Origin of the sequence: Paenibacillus amylolyticus, assembly GCF_050990605.1 — a bacterium.
Lineage (GTDB): Bacteria > Bacillota > Bacilli > Paenibacillales > Paenibacillaceae > Paenibacillus > Paenibacillus amylolyticus_H.
In genome coordinates, this window is sequence record NZ_CP158832.1 from 1,019,633 (window position 1) to 1,041,472 (window position 21,840).

Below are 21,840 nucleotides of genomic sequence, written 5' to 3' on the forward strand. Positions count from 1 at the left end.
CTGACGATATCTGCTCTGCGGACAAGGTCTTTTTGTTATAACATTTTACAAGTTGGATACAACTCCGGCCAGCCCGGATACATCTCCACCCTATAATGAAAAGGGAATATGCTACGCGAATCTATACATATACAGCAAGTGGAAAGGAAGAAATGCAGCAATGCTTCAAGTTGAACAGTTATCCCACTCGTTCCGCAATGGCCAGGGAACCGTTCCTGTGCTTCAGGATATCAACCTGACGATTGGAGAAGGCAAGATGGTAGCCCTGCTGGGCAGTTCTGGTTCGGGTAAGTCCACACTGCTGAATCTGATGGCAGGGCTGATGAAACCTGATCAGGGCAAGATTCTTATTGCGGGACAAGATATTGTACGTTTCAGCGAAAATCGTCTGGCTGAGTTCAGGCGCAGTCACATCGGGTTTATTTTCCAATCTTATGAGCTGCTGTCTAACCTTACGATCCGGGAAAATGTAGAGTTACCTTTGGTGTTTATGGGGATGAGCCCTTCGAAACGCAAAGCAAAAGCATTAAAGCTGCTGGAACAGGTTGGACTGGGTGAAAAAGCAAACTTGTTCCCGTCCCAATTGTCGGGCGGTCAACAACAACGTGTCAGTATTGCACGTTCGCTCATTACCGAACCTTCGGTGATCTTTGCAGATGAGCCTACGGGGAATCTGGATACCGAGACGGAGGAAGAGATCATTGCGATTTTGCAGCAGCTTAACCGGGAGTTGAATACAACCTTTGTCATTGTGACACATGAAGCAGAGGTCGCGGAGCAGATGCAAGTTGTGCTTACCCTGCAACATGGAATACTGGTCGAAGAGGCCGTAAGGGAAGTTTGAGTCAAAAGGAGAGGAAATGTGAGAATACGGGATGTAGCACGTATGGCCTGGGGACAGATCATTCGCAGAAAAATGGTCACACTGCTGTGCATGATGGGGCTGTCCATCGGCTCTGCCGCCATGATCATTGCACTTAGTGTAGGGCAGTCCGTGCAGACCTATAGCGAGAAAACATTGAACGACAATTACAAGATGGATGAAATCACGATTACGCCTAATGAGGGCATTCGTACCGGCAACGGCAAGGGGAATGGTCAGACATCGAAGTTTGAACGGGGAGCATTGACGTTGGAAAAGATTCAGATTATCCAAAGACTTCCCCATGTGGTTGCCGTGGCTCCCATGTTAAAGCTGGATTCGCTGGAAATGGTGCTTCCGGATGGTCGCAGCACGTATGTTGAGGTCATTGGTACCCAGCTGGAGACCCTGGGCGGGTTTGGATACAAGTATGCTGAGGGACGTGGGGCAGAGGATGGTCGTATGGCGGTAACCAGTTATGGGGCTGCATTCGGACTCGTGGACCCCAAAGTAACTCAGAAGTTATTTGAGCAGTTGAATGCTGATCCATATAACAATGAGCTTTTGGAGCAGTTTACGGAAATGTCTGCGAAGCAGGATCAGCTGGTTCAGCAGCTGGTTCAGTTTCGATATGAAGATTATGCAAATGCGAGCAAAACCAAAATGAGTGGCTCTATACGCGTGTCTGGAGAACTGATGAAGCCTGCCAACATGGATGATATGAGCGCTCAAAACGATAAAAAAGTATATCTACCGCTCGATACAGCTCGTGCATTGCAGGATGAGCTTGGATTACAGCAGGCTGACAGCAATGCGGCCAAGCATCTGAACTCGGCTCTGGTCAAGGTTGAGGACAAACGTTATGTATCCCAGGTGGAAGAACAGATTAAAAAGCTGACGTTAAACACACAGAGTAATCTATTCCAGGAGGAAGCGATGGCAGGCCAATTGGCGATGTATCAAAAAGCGGCATTGGGAATCGGTGGTTTTATCATGTTGCTGGCCTCGTTATCCATCATTGTAGCGATGATTATGTCTACGCATCAGCGTCGTAAACAGATTGGTGTGATGAAGGTGCTGGGTGCAAATCTGTGGCAGATCCGCCAGATGTTTATTACGGAAGCAGCGATGCTTGGATTAATGGGCGGCGTGGCTGGAGTGGGAATTGCCTTTGCTGCCCTCGGCGGGGTGAACAGTCTGCTGGCGAGTCAGATGGCAGATCAGGTCAATGGCCCGATGACGGTGGTTATTCAGCAGTCGGCTTTGCCACTGGGCATCGTTTTTGCTGTTCTGGTTGGCATTGTATCGGGTATATATCCGGCAATCAGCGCATCTCGGACCAATGCATTAACGGTGATCAAATCAATGTAACTTTATCAGTGAAAGGGAACTTGGGCACATGAAGAAATGGATTAAAATCATCATCACCGTTGTACTTTTGGCAGGTGTAGGGTATTGGCTGTATGAAAAGTATAAGCCACAACCGGAGGCACCTATAGAGATGCCGCCCCCGATTACCTTTGATGTGACACAGGAAACGATGACACAAACGATACAGGTGAAGGGGAAATCCGTATATACCGATCAGACCGATATCTTTGCCCCATATGCTTCCAACATTAAACAGTGGCATGTGAAAAGTGGTGAGCAGGTGAGCAAAGGCGATATCCTGTTTACCCTCGACACGTCCACGATACAAACAGAAGTAGAACAACTGCAGAGTGATCTGGAGAAAGCTCAGCTGGAAAACAAGATGAATCAGGTTAGCCTGGATCAGGCGAATATGAGTGAGACGCTTGGCGTGACGGAAGAGGAACGCAAGAAGGCATTTGCAGATCGGGAAGGCAAACGCCTGACGAATGAATTGAACGAAAAAGCGCTGGTGCTCAAGGAGAAGGAGATACAGAAAAAGCAGGCAGTAATAAGCAAGTCCGTTGTATATGCCTCTGTTTCCGGTATATTTCAGATGAATGAAGAGGACAGCAAGACACGTGCGGTGACGGAAGGACAGCTGATCGGGTCCATTACAAACATCAGCAAACTGAAATTTATGACGATTGTTGGTGAGGAAGAAATGTTCAGGCTCAAGGTGGGAATGCCGGTTAAGGTGCGAATGACAGCGCAGAAAGACCTGCAATTCACCGGGAAGGTGAGTAAGGTATCCAAATTCGCCCGCAAGAGTACCGATACGGACCTCAAGCAAGCATCCCAGTTTGACGTGGTCATTGATCTGAAGCCGGATGCCAGAATGTATGGAGGCGTGAGTCTGGAAGGCGATATCGAGACGATGCGGAAGGATAAAGTAACGGTTGTGTCCAGCCTGGCAATCATGCGGGATCAGACTGAACCTTATGTATTGTTAGACAAAGGGAATGGACAGACAGAGCCGCTGACCATCCAGGCTGGAATGGAATCGGGCGACAAGACGGAAGTGGTTAGCGGGTTGAAACCGGGAGATGTCGTCGTTCTGCCGTAGAGATAGCGGGTTAATTCGGCATTGAATAACATGAGGTTCATTGTGGTATATCGCCACGATGAGCCTTTTATGTCGTTGTGGCAAGGAATGTTCAGATTCCTCTCTGGATTATGGAAAAAAATATAATTAAATTTATTTAATTCAATTTACAGTAATATTTACATGTCGTATAATCAGAACATAAGGAGGTGACACCAAACGTCATGATTGTAGATGGTAGGCGAAGACCTTTTTAAATTACTTTATGGAAAGCGCTTACCATGATAAGGAGCCAGATAGCCCGTAATCCTTTTTCACACTTCTTCATGTCTAACACACGTTCAACCACACCCACCACATTATACTCATTCATATGATTCACCCTCACACACCATTTTTTTGCTCAAGATTCCAGTTCTACAACCATTTCTTATGGAGGTGATACAACCAACTCATCCGGACGTTCTCTTCGTGCTAAGCATCTTCATGACACAGAGGATCAGACATGAGTACAACCCAATCTAACTAAAGGAAAGGTGGAACTATGAAGACTAAATTGAAAACTAAATCGAGAGGTAAGAAGATCCTGCGCAAAGGTGTAAAACAAATGCTGGCAGCAACACTGCTCGCCGCGGGGATTTTCCCGGGGATGTCTCCAGGCCTGACTCAGGCGGCTGAAGCACATGTAGATAATCCATTTGTGGGAGCCACGGCTTATCTGAACCAGGACTATTCGGCTCTGGTGGATACGTCCATTGCGTTAACTAATGACACATCGCTGAAGGCCCAGATGGAGACGGTCAAATCGTATCCAACCGCAGTGTGGATTGACCGGATTGCTGCGATCTATGGTGGTACGGACAATGCTGGTCGCAAAAGTGTAGAGGAACATCTTGATGCTGTTCTCGCCCAAAAGAAACCCGGGACACCAATAACGGCTTCATTTGTTATCTATAACTTGCCAGGTCGGGATTGTCATGCCCTTGCTTCGAATGGTGAACTTCCACTAACACAGGCTGCATTACAAACATATAAAACGGATTATATTGATGTGATTGCAGATATCTTCGCAGATCCGAAGTATCAGGATATTCGTATTGTGGCGATCATTGAGCCTGACAGTCTGCCTAACCTTGTGACCAATCTGAGTACACCAGCTTGTGGTCAAGCCAGCTCCACAGGGATCTATGAGGCGGGTGTGAAGTATGCATTGGACAAGCTGCACGCCATTCCGAATGTGTACAACTATCTGGATATCGGCCACTCCGGCTGGCTTGGATGGGATAACAACCGTTCTGCAGCAGTTGCGCTGTATACTGACGTAGTAAATGATACTGACGCAGGCCTGCAGAGTGCAGATGGCTTCATTACGAACACAGCGAACACCACACCGCTAGGGGAGCCGAACCTGTCTAACCCTGATCTTAATATCGGTGGACAACCCATTAAATCTGCCAAGTTTTATGAGTGGAATCCGTATTTTGACGAAACCGATTTCACCGCTGCGCTGTATGCCGATTTCGTACAAGCTGGCTGGCCAAGCAGCACAGGTTTCCTCATTGATACTAGCCGGAATGGCTGGGGCGGGGTAAACCGTCCGGCATCGGCTACAGGCAGCAACATCAACGATTATGTGAATTCCGGACGTGTAGACCGCCGGGAGCATCGGGGTAACTGGTGTAATGCCAGTGGAGCTGGTATAGGGGAAGTCCCTAAGGCTGCACCGGGACCCGCACATCTGGATGCTTATGTATGGGTGAAACCTCCGGGTGAATCCGATGGCTCCAGTTCTGAAATTCCGAATAACGAAGGTAAAGGTTTCGACCGGATGTGTGATCCGACCTTCACTACTCGGGATGGCGTATTAACAGGTGCATTGCCTAATGCTCCGGTATCCGGTCACTGGTTCCACGATCAATTCGTTGCATTGGTGAAGAATTCATTCCCTGTGTTGCCTGCAAGTAACGGTGGCAATACCGCTCCGGCAGCACCAGCAGCATTGACGGCTACTGCCGGTAACGCTCAAGTCTCCTTGACGTGGACCGCTTCTACAGGTGCAACAAGTTATAGTGTGAAGCGGGCACTGAGTGCATCAGGTCCATTCACAACGATTGCAGCCAATGTGAGTGGAACGTCTTACAGCAATACCGGCCTGATCAATGGCACAACCTATTATTATGTGGTAACGGCAACGAATGCAGTAGGTGAAAGTGTTAACTCTGCAACAGCAACAGCTACACCGGTTGCAGGGGTAACGGCGCCAGCTGCACCGACTGCTCTTACAGCAACCGCAGGCAATGCGCAGGTGAGCCTGACGTGGACCGCTTCTACAGGTGCAACAAGTTATAATGTGAAACGCGCGCTGAGTGCATCAGGTCCGTTCACAACGATCGCGGCGAATGTGAGTGGTACGTCCTACACCAACACTGCCCTCACGAACGGTACGACGTATCATTATGTGGTCAGTGCAGTGAATACAGCAGGGCAAAGTGCCGATTCCGCTGTAGCTTCCGCGACACCTCAAAGTGTCGTTGTACCAACCAGTGATCTTGTCGTGCAATATCGTGCTGGAGATACCAATGCGCAGGATAGCCAGATCAAACCGTATTTCAACATCAAAAATCTGGGCAGTACCGCTGTGAATCTGAGTGATCTGAAGATCCGGTATTACTTCTCCAAAGAAGGCTCGGCTACGATGGATTCTGCAATCGATTACGCTCAAGTTGGCGGAGCCAATATCCAGCGTACCTTCACAGACTCGTATGTGGAGCTGAGCTTCACATCCGGTGCTGGCAGCATTCAGGCTGGTGGACAGACTGGAGACATCCAGCTTCGCATGTACAAAACAGACTGGTCCAACTTTGACGAGACGAATGACTATTCCTTCGATCCAACCAAAACATCCTACCAGGATTGGAATAAGGTAACACTCTACCAAGGTGAAAACCTGGTGTGGGGTATTGAGCCTTAAGAGGAATCATCGGTGATTTGTCATTCGGAGTTAAGATAAGCTACAAGCATGTTAACCCGTCAATCATATGTAAAATACCGCCCTTCTCCGTTGAGGAAAGTGGCGGTATTTACATTGTACAGTTGATAGAACTTTCGCAAAAACATGAATTACTCGCCAAAGAAATTTCTACATATATGCAAAATTCCTTCGGCGTATGGATAGGGGGCAACGTTGTGGTGGAATGATTTTGCCTCGGTCGTTGCATTCTGGAGAAGATATCCATGGGTAACCATCTGAAGCATCTCGATGTCATTTCCACTGTCACCGAAGGCCAATGTATTGGACAGGAGCACCTGATTGTAATCGATCAGGAATTGCACAGCCGCTTTCTTTCCGGTTCCAACGGGGATAAAATCAACATCATAGGCGTGCTCTGGATCACCCGCCTTGGGATTACACTCATTGATATTGATTCCAATTCCGTGATTGGTAGCCAGATGCCTGATAATATGAATATCATATTGGGTTTTGACTAAAGATTCTGCATAATAATAGTAGTTCATTTTGTAACCGGAATGACCAAATTGAGTCTGTTCGTGGAGAGTAATGTTGTATGTTGATTTCAATTCACCAATTAAATCTTCTACATCTCTACGGGAGAATCCGGATTCTCGAATGATCTTTTGCCATGAAGGAAGGGTAAGCAATTGTCCGTCATGCCGGACTTCCCATAGATCTGTTCCCAGATTGCTTGCTATAAAATGGGGGAACTGCGTCATACCGGCCGTTTTCATTTTTGCCTGTATTTGCTGAATGCTGCTTCCGGTGACCCAGGCTACCTTTACATGATGATTTCTGGCAAGGTGCTGGATATATCTTTCCAACTCGTATACTCTTCTGAGGTGTTCAGGCGAACATTCATGGGGGTAATACGTTTCGTCAAAATCAAAAAATATCAGATATTCAGTTACAGCCGGGGTATAGGTGACTTCCATTTGTGTTATTCCTCCCTAGAGGTTGTTTTCGATATCATAGTTGCTGGGAACGTTCCCAGGTCAATACTTTTCATATGAGGTGTTTATGTTGCCCACCATAATTGATATTTCACGTGTAAGTGGTCTTTCTAAATCTACCGTATCCCGTGTGTTAAACGACCATCCTCATGTATCCATTGAAAGCAGGCAAAAAGTAAAAGAAGCTATCAAGGAGCTGGGATATGTTCGCAATACGCATGGGGTTCAGTTCCGCCTGCAGGCAAGCAATCATATCGGCGTGCTTGTCCCCGATGTGGAGCATCCCTATTTCAGCCAGCTTGTTAGTGCATTAGGTCGTTCCTTAGCCTCCGCGGGGTATCGACTTGTCATCTATCAGACCGAATTATCCCGCGAGTATGAACGTGATGTGTATGCCCGATTGTTACATCGGGAGATGGATGCTGTAATTATTGCGCATTCCCATTTCTCGGAGAGAGAAATTAAAGAATGGTTAGGTTCAGGCATCGGGATCGTATGCAACGAAGCGATGGACGGGGAGTTTCTCGATGTCTTTCGAATGGATGAAGAAGATGCGGTTTTTCAAGCGACCTCATATTTGCTGTTGAAGGGACGCCGTCATCTGTTTTTCTGTATGGATTACCTGACACCATTGCAAGAGAAAAGATGGAACGGGTTTCAACGGGCTCACCAACAGTTAGGCCTTCCGTGTGCGAAATCACAATGTTATGCAGGTCTGGTAACTATGGAGGATGGTTATGCCTTGGGTGAACAATTATTTATTTCTGCTCCATTGCCGGATGGAATGATAACGGGTAGTGACTTTGTAGCTACTGGTTTATTGAGAGCAGCAAAGCAAAGGGGAATACCCGTGCCTCAGGAAATGTCCGTTATTGGATTTGATAACCATCCTGTCGGATTGATGACTAACCCGGAGCTGACCACATTAACCAATTGTATTCCCGAAATGGTCAGGGACGTTACGGAATGTCTTACCCGGCGATTGAAGGGGATGCAATCTGCTCCTATAGTGAAAACCTATAAGACTTCGTTGATTATACGCGAGTCTACTTAGAAGAAAGTAAAAGAAAAAGAAGGATGGTGAAATCCTTTAAAGAATGCGACAGCCCGATGTATGTGAATTGGAAAAGTGTACCCCAAGTTAGTTAGTTAGTTAGTTAGTTAGTTAGTTAGTATGTGCTAATTAATTCTTTGGCGGGATAACCTCACAAACACTGAATATTAATCGTTTTGGACGGATATTTGCCTATGTCATTCCAGGCAGGGTAGCTATAATAATACCCGATGGGCAGGATGGGGCTGCTCAGAGTAAAGAGGGCAGAAAGGGGGACGGAGCCGAAAGTCTGTTTAGGAGAATTATTCCTTTATATTTTTGTAAGCGTATTCAAAAAAAGTGTGGACATATGGATTACCGAACGTCTAATCATTCGATATGTATAAACGTAACCTATTCTGTCTCAAGGAGAGTGAAGGTGGATGAACTCAGAAACAACAGCGCCGGTACATAAAGGATCGGCTTCAGGTCTGCAATCAGGCCGCAGGAAGGCACGTATGCCACTTGCAGCCAAGGTGCTCTCTTCGGCACTTAGCGTAGCTTTGCTTGTTGGGGGAACAGCAGGAATCACTGGAGCAGAAGCTTCGAATGGGAAGAGTGCGCCGGAAGCCAGCCTGCAATCTAGCAAAGGAGGCAGTCACATGAAAAGTATCCAACTGGAGTATCTGGATCGGGGACTGGTGGCTGCGTCGACATCCGAAGGCGTGTTTCTCAGCTGGAGATTGCTTGGTGAAGAGGCCACAGGGTATAGCGACAAAGGGCTGACAGGTACGGACTTTAACGTCTATCGTGATGGCAAAAAGATCGCTACCGTCACCGACAGCACCAACTATGTAGATGCCGCAGGCAAATCGTCTTCCCGTTATGAAGTGGCAGCAGTGAACAAGAAGGGCAAGGAGAGCAAACGCAGTGCATCCGTCAAACCTTGGGCGAACGGGTATGTGGACATTCCACTGCAAAAACCCGCCGATGGTGTGACGCCTGCGGGAGAAGCTTATACGTATTCCGCCAATGACATGAGCGTGGGGGATGTGGACGGGGATGGCCAATATGAGTTTTTCGTCAAATGGGACCCATCCAACGCCAAGGACGTATCGCAAAAAGGATACACCGGTAAAACCTACATTGATGCTTACACCCTGGACGGACAGTTGTTGTACCGGATCGATCTTGGGGTCAACATTCGTGCGGGTGCTCATTATACACAGATGCTCGTTTACGATTTTGACGGGGATGGCAAAGCCGAGATGATGTTTAAAACCGCTCCGGGAACGAAGATTATCCAATATAACAAAAAAGGCAAAGTGACATCCGAGAAGTATATCACATTACCGAAGGAAGATCGCAAGGCAGGCGTGAAGAACGAGGATGATTATCGTTTAAGTGCGGATGGGTACTACGATCACGTGGTGGATATGTTCAGGAATTGGCATAAACACGATGAAGTTGTGAAGGGGAACTGGCCTGCGACATTGGAAGAGGCTTTTGGGATCGAGAAAAAGTATAACTATCCATTGTCTCAGGAGGATGCCGAGAGCTTGGCCGACTACTTCATTGATGTGTACGCGGTAGAACGCAGTAACCGAAATGAGCTGCGCAAGTTCGAAGGTTTTATCGTGGATGGTCCTGAGTATGTTACGGTATTTGAAGGCAAATCAGGCAAAGAGCTGGAGACCATTCCATATGAACCCGAACGTCATGATGATGGCCTGATGTGGGGCGATTATGCTATGGCACGGATTGAACCGGGCAATCGGGTGGACCGTTTCCTCGCAGGCGTGGCATATCTGGATGGCAAGAAACCGTCTGCTATCTTTGCACGCGGATATTATACACGTTCAACGATGGTTGCCTACAATTGGGACGGCAAGAAGCTGAAAAAGGAATGGAAAGTGGACAGCGGCTGGACGCCGATGAAAAACCCGTTTAATGACGGGCCCCATGGTGTGGATGGCACAGATCCGCAATATGGCTCCATTACCACCCAGGGTGCACACTCGTTCAGTGTGGCGGATGTGGATGGAGATGGCAAACAGGAGATCATCTATGGCTCTGCTACGATTGATCATGACGGCAGCGTGCTGTATAGCTCCACGGACCTGATGCCTGCCGAGAGTGCTGCACCGGGAACCATTGCCCGTCTGGGTCATGGGGATGCTCTTCATGTGGCAGATATCGACCCGGATCGTCCGGGACTTGAGATTTTCATGGTTCACGAGGGTGGTCCGTGGGCGCCGTATGGCTATTCCCTGCGTGATGCGAAGACCGGAGAAGTGATCTATGGTGGATACACAGGGAAAGATACCGGTCGCGGCATGGTGGGAGATGTTGATCCGACTCGTCGTGGTCTGGAGACATGGGCTGTAGGTTTGTGGACAGCTAAGGGTGAGAAAATCAGTGATCAGATGCCGGGAACGAACATGAATATCCGTTGGGCTGCCGATATGACGACACAGATCGTTGATGGTGCGATTGATGTTACACCAACCATCAAAGACTGGAATCGTGGCACGTTGCTGACGGCAACAGGCACATTGACTAACAATCACACGAAAGGTACACCTTCTCTTGTGGCTGATATTTTCGGGGATTGGCGGGAAGAGATGCTGGTGAGAACGACGGATAGCTCAGCGATCCGCATCTATCTCAGTACCGAGAAAACGGACCGCAAGTTGTACACGCTAATGCATGATGCGATGTATCGTGTGGGCATTGCCGGACAGAACAGTGGATACAACCAGCCTTCCTATCCGTCCTTCTACATGGCATCGGATATCGACTGGTCGAAGGTAACGCTGCCCAAGTTCTACACGCCAGGTAAGGGCGGAAAGTAAGCAGACCGATGAGATAGTAAGATAGCATAAAACTGGATCAGATTGTAACGTAAAGAAGCAGCGTCAATGGTTATGAGCAAGTTCTAAAGCATTTTGAAGTGTTGTAAAGCTCTGGATTCTCCCCTGTGTCTCGGCACAGGGGGGGTTCAGAGCTTTTTTACATGAGGATCTGATGGAGTTGGGAATAGAGCTTGCCATGTTCGGACAATCCATGTTACGTCAATCTTTTATATCGTTAGAGTCTAGATGCTCGGTTGAAGCGAACGCTTCAATGGTGTAATTTCCTTGATCATGGATCAATGTGGTGATGGAGCATTCGGGGATCAATTGATTCTGCATAGCTATAAAGTCGGAATGCCAGAGGTTTAGCTCGCGCTCGTTAAAAGTCTGCACCAGAAAATCCGTAATGAGTCCACCATGTGCGACCACAATGATGTTACGATTCTCCGGCTCTTCACTAGCCAATTCGGTTAGGAGGGAGGCCAGACGTTCACCAGCCTGTTTGGCCGAATCTCCCACGGGTGGAATGTAATCGGGCTCAGACGTACATCGATTCCACATCGCAATAAAATCATCGAATGACTGATCGGGGCAATCTCCCCAATTGGCACGTTCACGCAGACGAGGATCTTCGGTTATATAGGCATGGGTAAGGCGGGCAATCATGCTGGCGGTTTCTTGGGCTCGCCGAAGTGGGCTGGTCAGGATTTTAGTAACGGGATAGGCAGCTTTGGCAAAATGAAGTGCTGTGGCTTCGGCTTGTAAAATGCCTTCGGAAGTGAGGGGGACATCCCCGATTTGTCGTTCTTTAAGTCCATGTCTTACCAGATGAAAGGTGGTACTCATGCATGAAAACCTCCTTTAGTTATTGACCGTTTACATTTAAGATTAGATAATATACTAATTATATATTCATCTAATTAAATAATGCAATGAGACTTTTAAACAAGACAGTTTATATTCAACCTATAGAATTGCTACAATGGAGAAAAGTGAGGATCGATCGTTGCAGGGATGGAGGCAAGGACATGAGCATTTCGAAGCGCTGGACAGGAAGTCTGTACCAGGAGACATTGCGCACAGAGGACTGCGGGCCGCGTTTTTACGCGTATTATTACAAGCAATGGGACAACTACCGTATGTCCTATCACGATCATGATTCGATGGAGATCATGTATATTATTTCGGGAATGTGCCGGGTGGATGTGCAGATGCCGGATGGGGGCTCGGAGCAGGCCGTTTTGAAAAAAGGACAGTTCATTATGCTCGACGCAGGTGTCCCGCACCGTTTGCTGGTGGAAGATGGTGTCCCTTGCCGGATGCTCAATGTGGAGTTTGGATTCTCAGGCTCGCCTCCCGGACAGCTATCCATCCGTCAACTTGCGCTGGAAGAGGAAGAAGTCCAAGCTTTACTGACTAATGCTTCTCCATATCTGGTACTGCCTGACCCGGAAGAGGTGTATCACATTATGAAAAGTCTGGTGCTGGAACTCGATCAGCGCGGTCTGCTGGAGCAAGGAAGATCGACTGAGCCAATGAGGATTATTCCGTCAGAGGAAAGGTCGCATCATTGCGAGGCACGCAATCTCTCGTCCCCGGAACAGGGAATGCTGGTGCGTACGCTGTTCATCCAGTTGCTGGTCCGTGTTGCACGACTGCGCGGAGAGATGAGCCGGAGTGCGCCAGATCAGGCGGAGCTGTATGTCAAACGAACCATTGAATTCATGCATCACAATATGGATCGAAATATTCAGATGAAGGATATCGCAGCAGCCGTCAATCTGCATCCAGGCTATTTACATCGCATATTTCGTCAGCACACGAAGCGGACACCGACCGACTATCTGACGATGCTTCGCATGGAGAAGGCCAAGATGCTGCTTCAGCAGACGAATATCCCGATTTCGGAAATCTCCGACTATGTTGGAGTAGGCAGTCGTCAGTATTTTCATATGTTATTCAAGAAATATACAGGTCGTACGCCAGTTGAATTTCGCTCCTCTATGGAACGACATGTTAGTCAGTACCCGCTGGATGAATAAGTTAGGATTTTTGACAACAAGATCTTGAACAGGTCATGATTTTGATAACGCTTCCCTATTTGCCATTGGTACAATGATTTCATGAAGAAGTCATTAACCGAAGCAAAAGATTTGGATTAGGGGAGGATATAAACATGTCGTTTAAAGTGGCGTTTATCGGGGCTGGGAGTATCGGATTCACACGGGGATTGCTGCGGGATTTGCTGACGGTACCGGAGTTTAACAACATCGAAATTGCGTTCTGCGATATTAACCAACACAATCTGGACATGGTGACTGAGCTGTGTCAGCGGGATATCCGGGAGAATGGATTGAATATTCAGATTCAGCCGACAACGGATCGGAAAGAAGCGTTGAAAGATGCGAAGTATGTACTGTGTACGATTCGTGTTGGGGGACTGGAAGCATTTGCAACCGATGTGGATATTCCACTGAAATATGGGGTAGACCAATGTGTCGGCGACACGTTATGTGCAGGCGGCATTATGTATGGACAACGCGGAATCACCGAGATGCTGGAGATCTGTAAAGATATTCGTGAACAGAGCGCACCGGACGTGCTGCTCTTGAACTATTCCAATCCGATGGCGATGCTCACATGGGCTTGCAACAAGTACGGCGGTGTGCGGACGATCGGACTGTGTCATGGCGTACAGCATGGTCATCATCAGATTGCGGAAGCTTTTGGTTTGAAAAAGAGTGAAGTGGATATTGTCTGTGCCGGCATCAATCATCAGACCTGGTATATTCAGGCTTCTCATGAAGGGAAGGACCTTACAGGTGATCTGCTCGAAGCCTTTGAGAAACATCCAGAGTACAGCCGTACCGAAAAAGTACGGATCGATATGCTGCGACGCTTCGGATACTACAGTACGGAATCGAATGGTCACCTGAGTGAATATGTGCCGTGGTACCGCAAACGTCCGGAAGAGATCAACGAATGGATCGACCTGGGCAACTGGATCAACGGAGAGACGGGTGGGTATCTGCGGGTATGTACCGAGGGACGCAACTGGTTTGAGACGGATTTTCCTAACTGGATGAAGGATGAACCGATGCAATTCATTCCGGAAAAACGGGGCGAGGAGCACGGTTCGTATATTATTGAAGGGCTGGAGACGGGACGTGTCTATCGTGGACATTTTAATACCGTTAATAATGGAGTAATCTCGAACCTGCCAGATGATGCGATTATTGAAGCACCGGGATATGTGGATCGCAACGGCATCTCCATGCCGCATGTAGGCGATTTGCCACTGGGACCAGCCGCCGTATGTAATGTGAGCATTTCCGTGCAACGGCTTGCGGTCGAAGCTGCGGTGAACGGAGACGACCAATTACTTCGTCAGGCGTTCATGATGGACCCGCTCGTGGGTGCCGTGTGTAATCCAAAAGAGATCTGGCAGATGGTTGACGAGATGCTGGTTGCACAGGCCCAGTGGTTGCCGCAGTATGGTGATGCGATTGCTGTCGCAGAAGCAAGACTTGCTGCTGGTGACTTGATTCCAACGAAGGAATATGAAGGTGCTGCACGTCTCAAGGTGAAAACGGTGGAAGAGATGCAACAGGATCGTGATGCTGCCAACAAAAACGCAGGTGAATCCGATAAAGGGAAAGATCGCGAGAAAGTGCAGCAATAGTGTTGAGAAATAATGTTGATGACATACAGAAACATAGAGAAAGGCCAGACCCTTCGGATGGAGGGTTTGGCTTTTTTACATGAGGAGTGAATTAAAAGTGTTATAACATAATCTTTTCCTACCTTGTGCACTAAAATAAATATCAATTAATTAACTTTGTCACCTAGAATATTAGTCTGAATTCTTGTAGGCGTAAGCAGAAGTTAATATAGCTAATTTCATTGATAAAAAAACACCTCGCTTGTTTGGTATTATGGAAGTGTCGAACAACCATACCAACAAGAAAGGTGTTTCGGGGTCGTTGCTTTGACCAAATCATTAGCCACACAACGGTGTATTCAGCCGTAATTTGGCGATGGAATATAAGCGTCGAGAGACGAGTAGAGCCTACATTCGATGGACTTTTTTTCTCTTTTCAGATGAGGTCGTGATCTGGACTTAAATAACGCACTTCAGCAACTGATGATTTTAGATTTTATTTCTTGAAATGTCAGGGGCCCCGCTAATGAGAACAAAACGTCCGTATTTTTCCAACTACAGGAATGGAGCTCTGGTTTACCCAGCTATATCATGGGTTTGTTTGGAGATTGAACTGCGAAAGTTAAGTTGTTTATTTGGATAACCTGTTCTTTAGAGAATGGCTGCTTCACCGTTATATGGAATCAATCACCATACCTTAAAAGAGCCAAAATAAGATTCCTTAAATTAAGTTTAGGAATATCTAAAAGTTATATACGAATATCCTCCGCGCGTTCAATAACATATCCCATTGTTGACTCTACCCGTTCTAATGGATCGTGATTCCGCAAATCACCGAAGTCCAGCCCTGTTAATGCTTCTACAAGTGAGACTTTGACTTGGAAAGTTTTAAAAGCACCCGGTACGTCTGATTCCAGATTACGAATTAACTCTTTTTGTGATACGAGATATGCTGTAGCAGATATTTCTCCAGTATCCTTCACGACAGCGGCGACCTTCCAAAACTCAGCAGGAATTTTAACTCCCCGATAGACAATGTCGTCTTCTCTGAATACTGGACCAGTAAACACCGTTGCTTTGCGAGCGTTGTTTCTCATATGTTCTAAAAGGTAATCCTCCAAGCCCAGCCATTTATTGGAGCTTTGATTAAAATCTTTATGTTGTGGAGAGCAATTAGTAAAATGGAACGTATCCTGATTCGCTTCATTACTGTCCTGTCCCCAGACAGGGTCTCTTCTTCTAACAAGGTGGCCTTTATCCAGTGGATTGTCATCATAAAGTTCTTTCCCGCATTGAAACTCCCGATCAATTCTTGGATCATATCGCCAAGCATCGTCTCGTCTTTCATCCTTCAATTGCTGCCCATCAATATTAACAACCGTATAAAAAGCCAGCTTACGGGACTTACTCATCACAATAGAGAAATGAGTGTAGTTTAAAACATTCGTTCCGTTTCTTAGTTTTGCCACATCTTGTTCAAGGTCAGTCCGAAGCTTAGGATGTGGAATGACATACTGATCTCCAAGAAATTTTGGATCATGGCCGGTTGAGCCTTCATACCATTCTAGACTGAAGTCTTCTGCCACTACGTCTTCATCAAGTTTTGAATTTACCGATATATTGTTGGTTGACACATAGTTCAATGTTTTTTGCTCACCAAAATCGTGACCTATCTTTTGAATTAATACCTTCTGCTCAGCCGTAAGGGAGGGACCCTGCTGTTCAATATAATCTAAAATGCTACTAATCCGTACTCCTTCGTTGGCAATGAATTGGCCCGGATGTTGCGGGTCGGGTACACCTGAATGATGGAGTGCAATAACTTTCCATCCGTCATTACATACTACTGAGCCGGAAGAGCCTGGACAAGTGTCAGCCGAGTAGTGAATAAAATGATCAAGTATATCTGTAATTTTGTTTTCACGTAGTACAACTGCTTTATATCGGCCTTCTGGATGCTGAATTATGGAAACATATTCACCAAGGAGGACCTTACCCGTCTGCTTAATGAGTGGTAGATAACCGAAATCATGGATGCTTGTTCCCGCATTTGATTTTTCTTGTACTGCTACCAATGTGAAGTCGAGTTCTTCATTTGTCATGAAAAAAACTTCTGGAGCAAATTTGAATATTTGCATAATCCGATCATTAAAGTTTATATCTTTTTCGTAATTGAATTGGGCTTGACTAAGTGAGGCCATATCCGAGTTTGACAATACGTGATTATTTGTAAGTAATAAATTTGGGGCCACGAGAAAGCCAGTACCATATCCCAAGACTCGGCCGCTTTCGTCACTGATTTCAATCCTACAGACTGATTTTCCCACAATAAGGCCTTTCTCCAAGAAATGCAGTGGAACTAAGTCATTTTGTCCAATGATTCTCTCAAGTGTAAAATCATCTTTAGGGTCAATCATTGCTTTACGTGAAGCCACGCGCTCTGGAGAATCTACTTCCAAAGGTGATTTTAGTTGTAGGTTCAGCAATGTTTTTTCTCTCGATGCCATATGGCTCATGTATCGCTGTAAAGCCTTCTGTTCATGCAGGATATTTCGTTCTTTAAACTCGGATTCAGTACCTTTCACTGTTAAAATTGACACTTTAGCTCACCCTTCCAATTATTAGTTGCAAAATAACTCCAATACTTCAACGTTCTAATCGCACATCTTGTACTTTATCTGATGGATGTGAGATTGAGGAGTATTCACCAGCCATCCAGTCAGCATTATACAAATTAAATTGGTCCGAAAATTAATCTGAGGCTTGTTAAAACGGAAAACCCAATTAATGATTCTCCGTTTTTTTGTTCAACTAGACATTTAAGGGCACCTTTAATTTCTCCAATGCTCCTTTTAGACTTGCGTATCCCTTTCCCGCCCTATTAGGATCATGGAAAATATCCTTGGCACCTTCAACGATGGCCTGTTTGATTTCCATTGGAGATGCTTCTGGCTTAGCTTGAATCAAAAGTGCAGCTAAACCGGCTACGATCGGAGTCGCCATTGAAGTCCCACTCATTGAACAATAATGGTCGTCTATACGATTTTGGGGAAACGTCACATCATATTCCGAATTTGGAGAACGTAAAGAAATAATATTCGTGCCAGGAGCAACTATATCTGGCTTCAGTACACCGTCTATAGTTGGCCCTACGTTAGAAAAGCCACTAATTTTATCATCATTTTTGTCTACACTGTTAAAATCATTGGTGGACCCTACAGTTATTATTTCAGGCTCAATTGCAGGCGAATCTATCTTGCCAAGTCCAGGTGGGTGATTCCCAGCAGCGGCCACGACTGTAATACCTTTGCTTTGAGCAACTCTTAGTATTTCACATAAGGGATCTGTTTGCGCTGAATTTATAGCGGCTCCTCCTAAAGAAAGAGACATAACTTTAATACCGTATTTTTCCATGTTATCAATGCACCACTGAACTCCACTGATTATGGTTGAGGTTGAAGTAGTAGGACCATTGAAGACTTTAACTCCAACTAAATTTGCATTATATGCAAGGCCCTTATATTTACCGTTTTTGCTTTTCCCATTTCCTGCTGCACATCCTGCACAGTGAGTTCCATGTCCACCATCATCGGAAGGTGCAGTTTCTTTTTTTGCGAATGTATCATAGAAAGCTACGATACGATTTTGAGGTGTACATAAGTCATCGTGGGGATATATGCCTGAGTCAATAATGGCTATTGTCACACCACTTCCATCTAAATGGGTATCAATTATTGAAACATTTGAATCAGCTACTACTTTTGAAGCAACATCTAAGGAAAGGTGATACGTTTGCTCAGCCGTCACAGATTTAATGGCCGGATTTTTAAGGAGTTGGTTGAGTTGACTAGCTTTAATTTGCACTAAATCAGTATTAATTGACTCGAAGCGCTCCAAAACTTTAGCTTCACTTTTTTTCATGTCAGTCTCCAAAAAACTTGAGGGACTTATATTCGTATCTCTCTTAATCAAGACAGTAATCATTTGATCTTCGCTTCGAACGTCATTTTCTAGATATTTCAATAAATGTTGGCTTAGCTTGTCTTTACCTTTTTCGTGAACATTCATATGCTTGGTTGCCTCCTTTAATTTTTCAAGGATTAATTTTGTCTCAAGGGTTTGTTTTTATTCCTTATTACCATATATTTCTATTTAATAAATATGTTTTATACCGCAGGGATGGAGATTACGTTCTTTTTGATGATTCGAGGGGCGATACCGTAGAATAGAGGAGTAATACAGCTGGATAACAGGAGCGCTGTTGTAAAAATCATGATTGAATTAATGGTTATTATTGAAGAAAAGCAAGAGAGGAATGTTGCTAAAGTTACTCTTGCGATACATATTTACCATGTGTGAAGTATTACCTTTACAGACATAGTAATATGTCTTATAGTATACGCAGGATGGAAGAAAGTCGGTGAAACTCGCAGATGGATGTGCAAGTGATTAACAGTGATCTGATTCGGGGCAATATTGACCCCATTATTCTGAGTGTACTTATACCCGCAGATAACTATGGCTACAGCATTATTAAGGAGATCTATCGCAAGAGCGGAGAGCAGTTTGAATTGAAGGAACCCACGCTTTATTCCAGTTTGAAGAGGCTGGAGAAGAGTGGATATGTGGAGTCCTACTGGGGGGAAGAGACACAGGGAGGCCGACGCAAATATTACCGAATTACAGTGCAGGGGCTTGAAGCCTATAGAGAGCAGGTTCAAGCTTGGCAGGCAGCCAAGGCACTGATTGATTGCATGATTGTCACTGGAGAAAAAGGAGATGAAGACCTATGAGATTGGAAGTTCGCATCACCCGTCATGTGAATCGTTTGTTCGCTCATGCACCAGATACATTGGACAACCGAGAATTAAAAGAAGAGATTCACAGCAATCTCGCTGCGCGGATTGACGATTATATCTCGCAGGGGATGAGTGAAGAGAAGGCGTTCCAGACCGCCATTCAGCATATCGCTGGTATGGATGAAGTGATGAGTGACCATCGAAGGGTACAACGTGTTCCTTATTGGACAGCGTTGTTGCAGTCTGCTTTGATTTACAGCCTCATAGCCTGGATCATTACCATTCCAATGAGAGTGCTGATGCAAGGCTCCGCCATAAACAACCTGCTTATGATCGTGAGTCTCATTGTTGGTGGCACGTATGTGTTGTATCTGTTGATCAACAAGACGAACGATTCTGCAACTTCCGTGAAAACCACGGTTATACGAATCCCTGCCTTAGTGCAGTGGAATCGAAGAATATGGTGGTTGTGGGCGGCATTAATACTCGTCCTATGGGGGACGCAGGCAGCGTTGCGATTCGGAAGCAACATCTGGTTTAATCGACCCATTCAGGTGGATGGACCCTACCAGTTTGCTGTGATCGTCATTGGTTTTGCCGTCCCGCTACTAAGCGTTATTATTCCTTTGGTAGTACATCGTGCGTATCGGATCATTAGCAAATATGAAGTGAGTGATGTGTCATGAGAGGGAAAAATATATGGATTATTGCACTCGTTGTTCTCGGTGTGGTTGGCCTTGTGTTCGTGGAGGGTTACGTTAATCCGAAGATCGAGGCGAAACAGGCTCAGTACGAGGAAGAGCAGCAGAATCCGCTGACACATGATTTTGCCGCTTTAGTGAAATATCGCAGTCCCTACATGGGTAATCATTCGAACCTTAGTCATCTGAATCAGGCTTTACCTTTACGTGAAAGATTGAATGGTTACCAGCTGTACCCAGAGACGTTCACGGTCCAAGTGAATTATAGCTTGGATACGCGTGAGATGGATGCAGAGGAACTTGAGCGGATACTCGTATATAATGCGGTTGCGAACTTTGTTATGATCGATAATCTGGAGCAGATCGTCTACCAGTTTGAGAATACTAGCCATACCTTACGTCGTGAATCTGCCCAACAATGGACAGGTACGGAATTAAAAGACCTTCAGAACCCGAATCTATGGAATTCGACTGTACGCGAGAAGCTGGTAGAACCGACACAAGTGAAAGAGATTTTTTCACAGATTGTTGACAATTAAACGGTATGATATAGAAGGAAATAAGCAAGAGACTCGACTCTTCTCCCATGCTATGTTATTATAAATCTCTGATAACGTGGTAACGAACTAAAGCGTTTGGGTTTTGGTTATAGACATGGAGGGGTTCGAGAGATGAGAAAAAAAGCGATTTTACTATTATTCATTAGTATATGTGTATTGATTGTGGCTGGTTGTTCCAGTTCCGCAAGCAAAGACGATAACACGATTGTTGTAGGAATTGATGACAAGTTTGCTCCAATGGGCTTCCGGGACGAGCAGAATGAAATTGTTGGTTTTGATATTGATTACGCAAGAGCTGCAGCGGAGAAAATGGGTAAAGAAATCACATTTCAGCCGATCGACTGGTCTTCCAAAGAGTCAGAGCTGAACAGTGGCCGGATCGACATGATCTGGAACGGGTACACCATTACGGATGAGCGCAAAGAGAAAGTGCTCTTCACGAAGCCGTATCTGGAAAACAGTCAGGTTGCTATTACCTTGGCAGACTCGCCAATCACAAAGCTGGATGAACTTAATGGTAAAAATGTGGGATTGCAGGCGCTGTCCTCCGCGGCAGATGCACTGGCAGCAAGTCCTCTCAAGGATAAAGTGAAAGCTTCCGAGTTCAAGGATAACGTCCTTGCTCTTACGGATCTGAAGACGAAACGTCTGGATGCGGTCATCATTGATGAAGTGGTAGCGAGATACTATATGTCCAAAGAAGAGGGAACATTCAAACTGATGGATGAATCTCTTGCACCGGAACAATATGGCATTGGTATCAAAAAAGGCAATGAAGAACTTCTGAATCAGCTGCAAAAAGCGTTGGATGAGCTGAATGCAGACGGAACAGCTGCTAAAATCTCCGCCCAATGGTTGGGTGAAGATAAGGTTCTGAAATAGGCAGGTTATACACCTGATATATAGTTAGAAACAAAACGGACCCCGTATTCCATGCTGGAGCGATTC

General features: G+C 45.9%; 16 protein-coding genes. 12 read left to right on the plus strand and 4 right to left on the minus strand.

The genetic code is table 11. The features are described from left to right. Positions 1 to 160: 160 nt before the first annotated feature. From ABTV53_RS04625 to ABTV53_RS04640, 4 genes are all read left to right on the plus strand, one after another. A complete protein-coding gene (locus tag ABTV53_RS04625; RefSeq protein ID WP_433751171.1) occupies positions 161 to 844 on the plus strand; it encodes an ABC transporter ATP-binding protein in 684 nt (227 codons plus the stop codon). Positions 845 to 862: 18 nt separating this feature from the next. Further along, positions 863 to 2,233, plus strand: a complete 1,371-nt coding sequence (locus ABTV53_RS04630; RefSeq protein ID WP_433751173.1) for an ABC transporter permease — start codon at positions 863 to 865, stop codon at positions 2,231 to 2,233. Between the two features lie 28 nt (positions 2,234 to 2,261). Then, the gene (locus ABTV53_RS04635; RefSeq protein ID WP_433751176.1) at positions 2,262 to 3,338 is read left to right on the plus strand and encodes an efflux RND transporter periplasmic adaptor subunit; all 1,077 of its coding nucleotides are present in this window, start codon (positions 2,262 to 2,264) and stop codon (positions 3,336 to 3,338) included. Positions 3,339 to 3,861: 523 nt separating this feature from the next. Then, positions 3,862 to 6,288 (plus strand): glycoside hydrolase family 6 protein, encoded by a 2,427-nt coding sequence (locus ABTV53_RS04640; protein WP_433751178.1) that lies wholly within the window; start codon positions 3,862 to 3,864, stop codon positions 6,286 to 6,288. A 149-nt stretch (positions 6,289 to 6,437) separates the two neighbouring features. On the opposite strand, the gene ABTV53_RS04645 is transcribed toward ABTV53_RS04640, so the two are convergent. Then, positions 6,438 to 7,265 carry an HAD-IIB family hydrolase gene (locus ABTV53_RS04645; protein WP_433751181.1) on the minus strand — a complete coding sequence of 276 codons (828 nt, stop codon included), beginning with the start codon at positions 7,263 to 7,265 and terminating at the stop codon, positions 6,438 to 6,440. A gap of 85 nt (positions 7,266 to 7,350) precedes the next feature. Here ABTV53_RS04645 and ABTV53_RS04650 point away from each other — a divergent pair, with 85 nt between their 5' ends. Both ABTV53_RS04650 and ABTV53_RS04655 read left to right on the plus strand, forming a co-directional pair. Then, a complete protein-coding gene (locus ABTV53_RS04650; RefSeq protein ID WP_433751184.1) occupies positions 7,351 to 8,337 on the plus strand; it encodes a LacI family DNA-binding transcriptional regulator in 987 nt (328 codons plus the stop codon). Positions 8,338 to 8,834: 497 nt separating this feature from the next. Further along, complete coding sequence (locus ABTV53_RS04655; RefSeq protein WP_433754054.1) at positions 8,835 to 11,171, plus strand: rhamnogalacturonan lyase; 2,337 nt, start codon at positions 8,835 to 8,837, stop codon at positions 11,169 to 11,171. Between the two features lie 219 nt (positions 11,172 to 11,390). Here the strand turns inward: ABTV53_RS04655 and ABTV53_RS04660 are convergent, their stop codons facing one another. Beyond that, positions 11,391 to 12,017 (minus strand): histidine phosphatase family protein, encoded by a 627-nt coding sequence (locus ABTV53_RS04660; protein WP_433751187.1) that lies wholly within the window; start codon positions 12,015 to 12,017, stop codon positions 11,391 to 11,393. A 182-nt stretch (positions 12,018 to 12,199) separates the two neighbouring features. Here ABTV53_RS04660 and ABTV53_RS04665 point away from each other — a divergent pair, with 182 nt between their 5' ends. Together ABTV53_RS04665 and ABTV53_RS04670 are read left to right on the plus strand one after the other, a co-directional pair. Then, positions 12,200 to 13,213: an AraC family transcriptional regulator gene (locus ABTV53_RS04665; protein WP_433751190.1), complete on the plus strand. Its 1,014-nt coding sequence runs from the start codon at positions 12,200 to 12,202 to the stop codon at positions 13,211 to 13,213. Between the two features lie 134 nt (positions 13,214 to 13,347). Beyond that, positions 13,348 to 14,853: an alpha-glucosidase/alpha-galactosidase gene (locus tag ABTV53_RS04670; RefSeq protein WP_433751192.1), complete on the plus strand. Its 1,506-nt coding sequence runs from the start codon at positions 13,348 to 13,350 to the stop codon at positions 14,851 to 14,853. Positions 14,854 to 15,581: 728 nt separating this feature from the next. Here ABTV53_RS04670 and ABTV53_RS04675 read toward each other — a convergent pair. After that, entirely contained in the window at positions 15,582 to 17,348 is a 1,767-nt protein-coding gene (locus tag ABTV53_RS04675; protein ID WP_433754056.1) for a DNA/RNA non-specific endonuclease, read from the minus strand. Positions 17,349 to 17,643: 295 nt separating this feature from the next. Further along, on the minus strand, positions 17,644 to 18,900 hold the full coding sequence (locus ABTV53_RS04680; protein WP_433751195.1) for a S8 family peptidase: 1,257 nt from the start codon (positions 18,898 to 18,900) through the stop codon (positions 17,644 to 17,646). A 365-nt stretch (positions 18,901 to 19,265) separates the two neighbouring features. Here ABTV53_RS04680 and ABTV53_RS04685 point away from each other — a divergent pair, with 365 nt between their 5' ends. The 4 genes from ABTV53_RS04685 to ABTV53_RS04700 all read left to right on the plus strand — a co-directional run bounded on the left by ABTV53_RS04685 (position 19,266) and on the right by ABTV53_RS04700 (position 21,774). Continuing rightward, entirely contained in the window at positions 19,266 to 19,625 is a 360-nt protein-coding gene (locus ABTV53_RS04685; protein ID WP_315937999.1) for a PadR family transcriptional regulator, read from the plus strand. After that, entirely contained in the window at positions 19,622 to 20,317 is a 696-nt protein-coding gene (locus ABTV53_RS04690) for a permease prefix domain 1-containing protein (RefSeq protein WP_433751199.1), read from the plus strand. Before ABTV53_RS04685 ends, ABTV53_RS04690 begins: the two co-directional genes overlap by 4 nt. Beyond that, positions 20,314 to 20,871: a DUF4825 domain-containing protein gene (locus ABTV53_RS04695; RefSeq protein WP_433751201.1), complete on the plus strand. Its 558-nt coding sequence runs from the start codon at positions 20,314 to 20,316 to the stop codon at positions 20,869 to 20,871. Before ABTV53_RS04690 ends, ABTV53_RS04695 begins: the two co-directional genes overlap by 4 nt. A 132-nt stretch (positions 20,872 to 21,003) precedes the next feature. Continuing rightward, positions 21,004 to 21,774 (plus strand): amino acid ABC transporter substrate-binding protein, encoded by a 771-nt coding sequence (locus tag ABTV53_RS04700; RefSeq protein ID WP_433751204.1) that lies wholly within the window; start codon positions 21,004 to 21,006, stop codon positions 21,772 to 21,774. The last annotated feature ends 66 nt before the right edge of the window (positions 21,775 to 21,840 follow it).

Coding starts and splice junctions, on each gene's coding strand:
- ABTV53_RS04680 (WP_433751195.1), bottom strand. CDS start 18,900: ATGAATGTTCACGAAAAAGGTAAAGACAAGCTAAGCCAACATTTATTG.
- ABTV53_RS04640 (WP_433751178.1), top strand. CDS start 3,862: ATGAAGACTAAATTGAAAACTAAATCGAGAGGTAAGAAGATCCTGCGC.
- ABTV53_RS04695 (WP_433751201.1), top strand. CDS start 20,314: ATGAGAGGGAAAAATATATGGATTATTGCACTCGTTGTTCTCGGTGTG.
- ABTV53_RS04665 (WP_433751190.1), top strand. CDS start 12,200: ATGAGCATTTCGAAGCGCTGGACAGGAAGTCTGTACCAGGAGACATTG.
- ABTV53_RS04700 (WP_433751204.1), top strand. CDS start 21,004: ATGAGAAAAAAAGCGATTTTACTATTATTCATTAGTATATGTGTATTG.
- ABTV53_RS04655 (WP_433754054.1), top strand. CDS start 8,835: ATGCCACTTGCAGCCAAGGTGCTCTCTTCGGCACTTAGCGTAGCTTTG.
- ABTV53_RS04635 (WP_433751176.1), top strand. CDS start 2,262: ATGAAGAAATGGATTAAAATCATCATCACCGTTGTACTTTTGGCAGGT.
- ABTV53_RS04625 (WP_433751171.1), top strand. CDS start 161: ATGCTTCAAGTTGAACAGTTATCCCACTCGTTCCGCAATGGCCAGGGA.
- ABTV53_RS04690 (WP_433751199.1), top strand. CDS start 19,622: ATGAGATTGGAAGTTCGCATCACCCGTCATGTGAATCGTTTGTTCGCT.
- ABTV53_RS04685 (WP_315937999.1), top strand. CDS start 19,266: ATGGATGTGCAAGTGATTAACAGTGATCTGATTCGGGGCAATATTGAC.
- ABTV53_RS04650 (WP_433751184.1), top strand. CDS start 7,351: ATGTTGCCCACCATAATTGATATTTCACGTGTAAGTGGTCTTTCTAAA.
- ABTV53_RS04670 (WP_433751192.1), top strand. CDS start 13,348: ATGTCGTTTAAAGTGGCGTTTATCGGGGCTGGGAGTATCGGATTCACA.
- ABTV53_RS04675 (WP_433754056.1), bottom strand. CDS start 17,348: ATGAGCCATATGGCATCGAGAGAAAAAACATTGCTGAACCTACAACTA.
- ABTV53_RS04645 (WP_433751181.1), bottom strand. CDS start 7,265: ATGGAAGTCACCTATACCCCGGCTGTAACTGAATATCTGATATTTTTT.
- ABTV53_RS04660 (WP_433751187.1), bottom strand. CDS start 12,017: ATGAGTACCACCTTTCATCTGGTAAGACATGGACTTAAAGAACGACAA.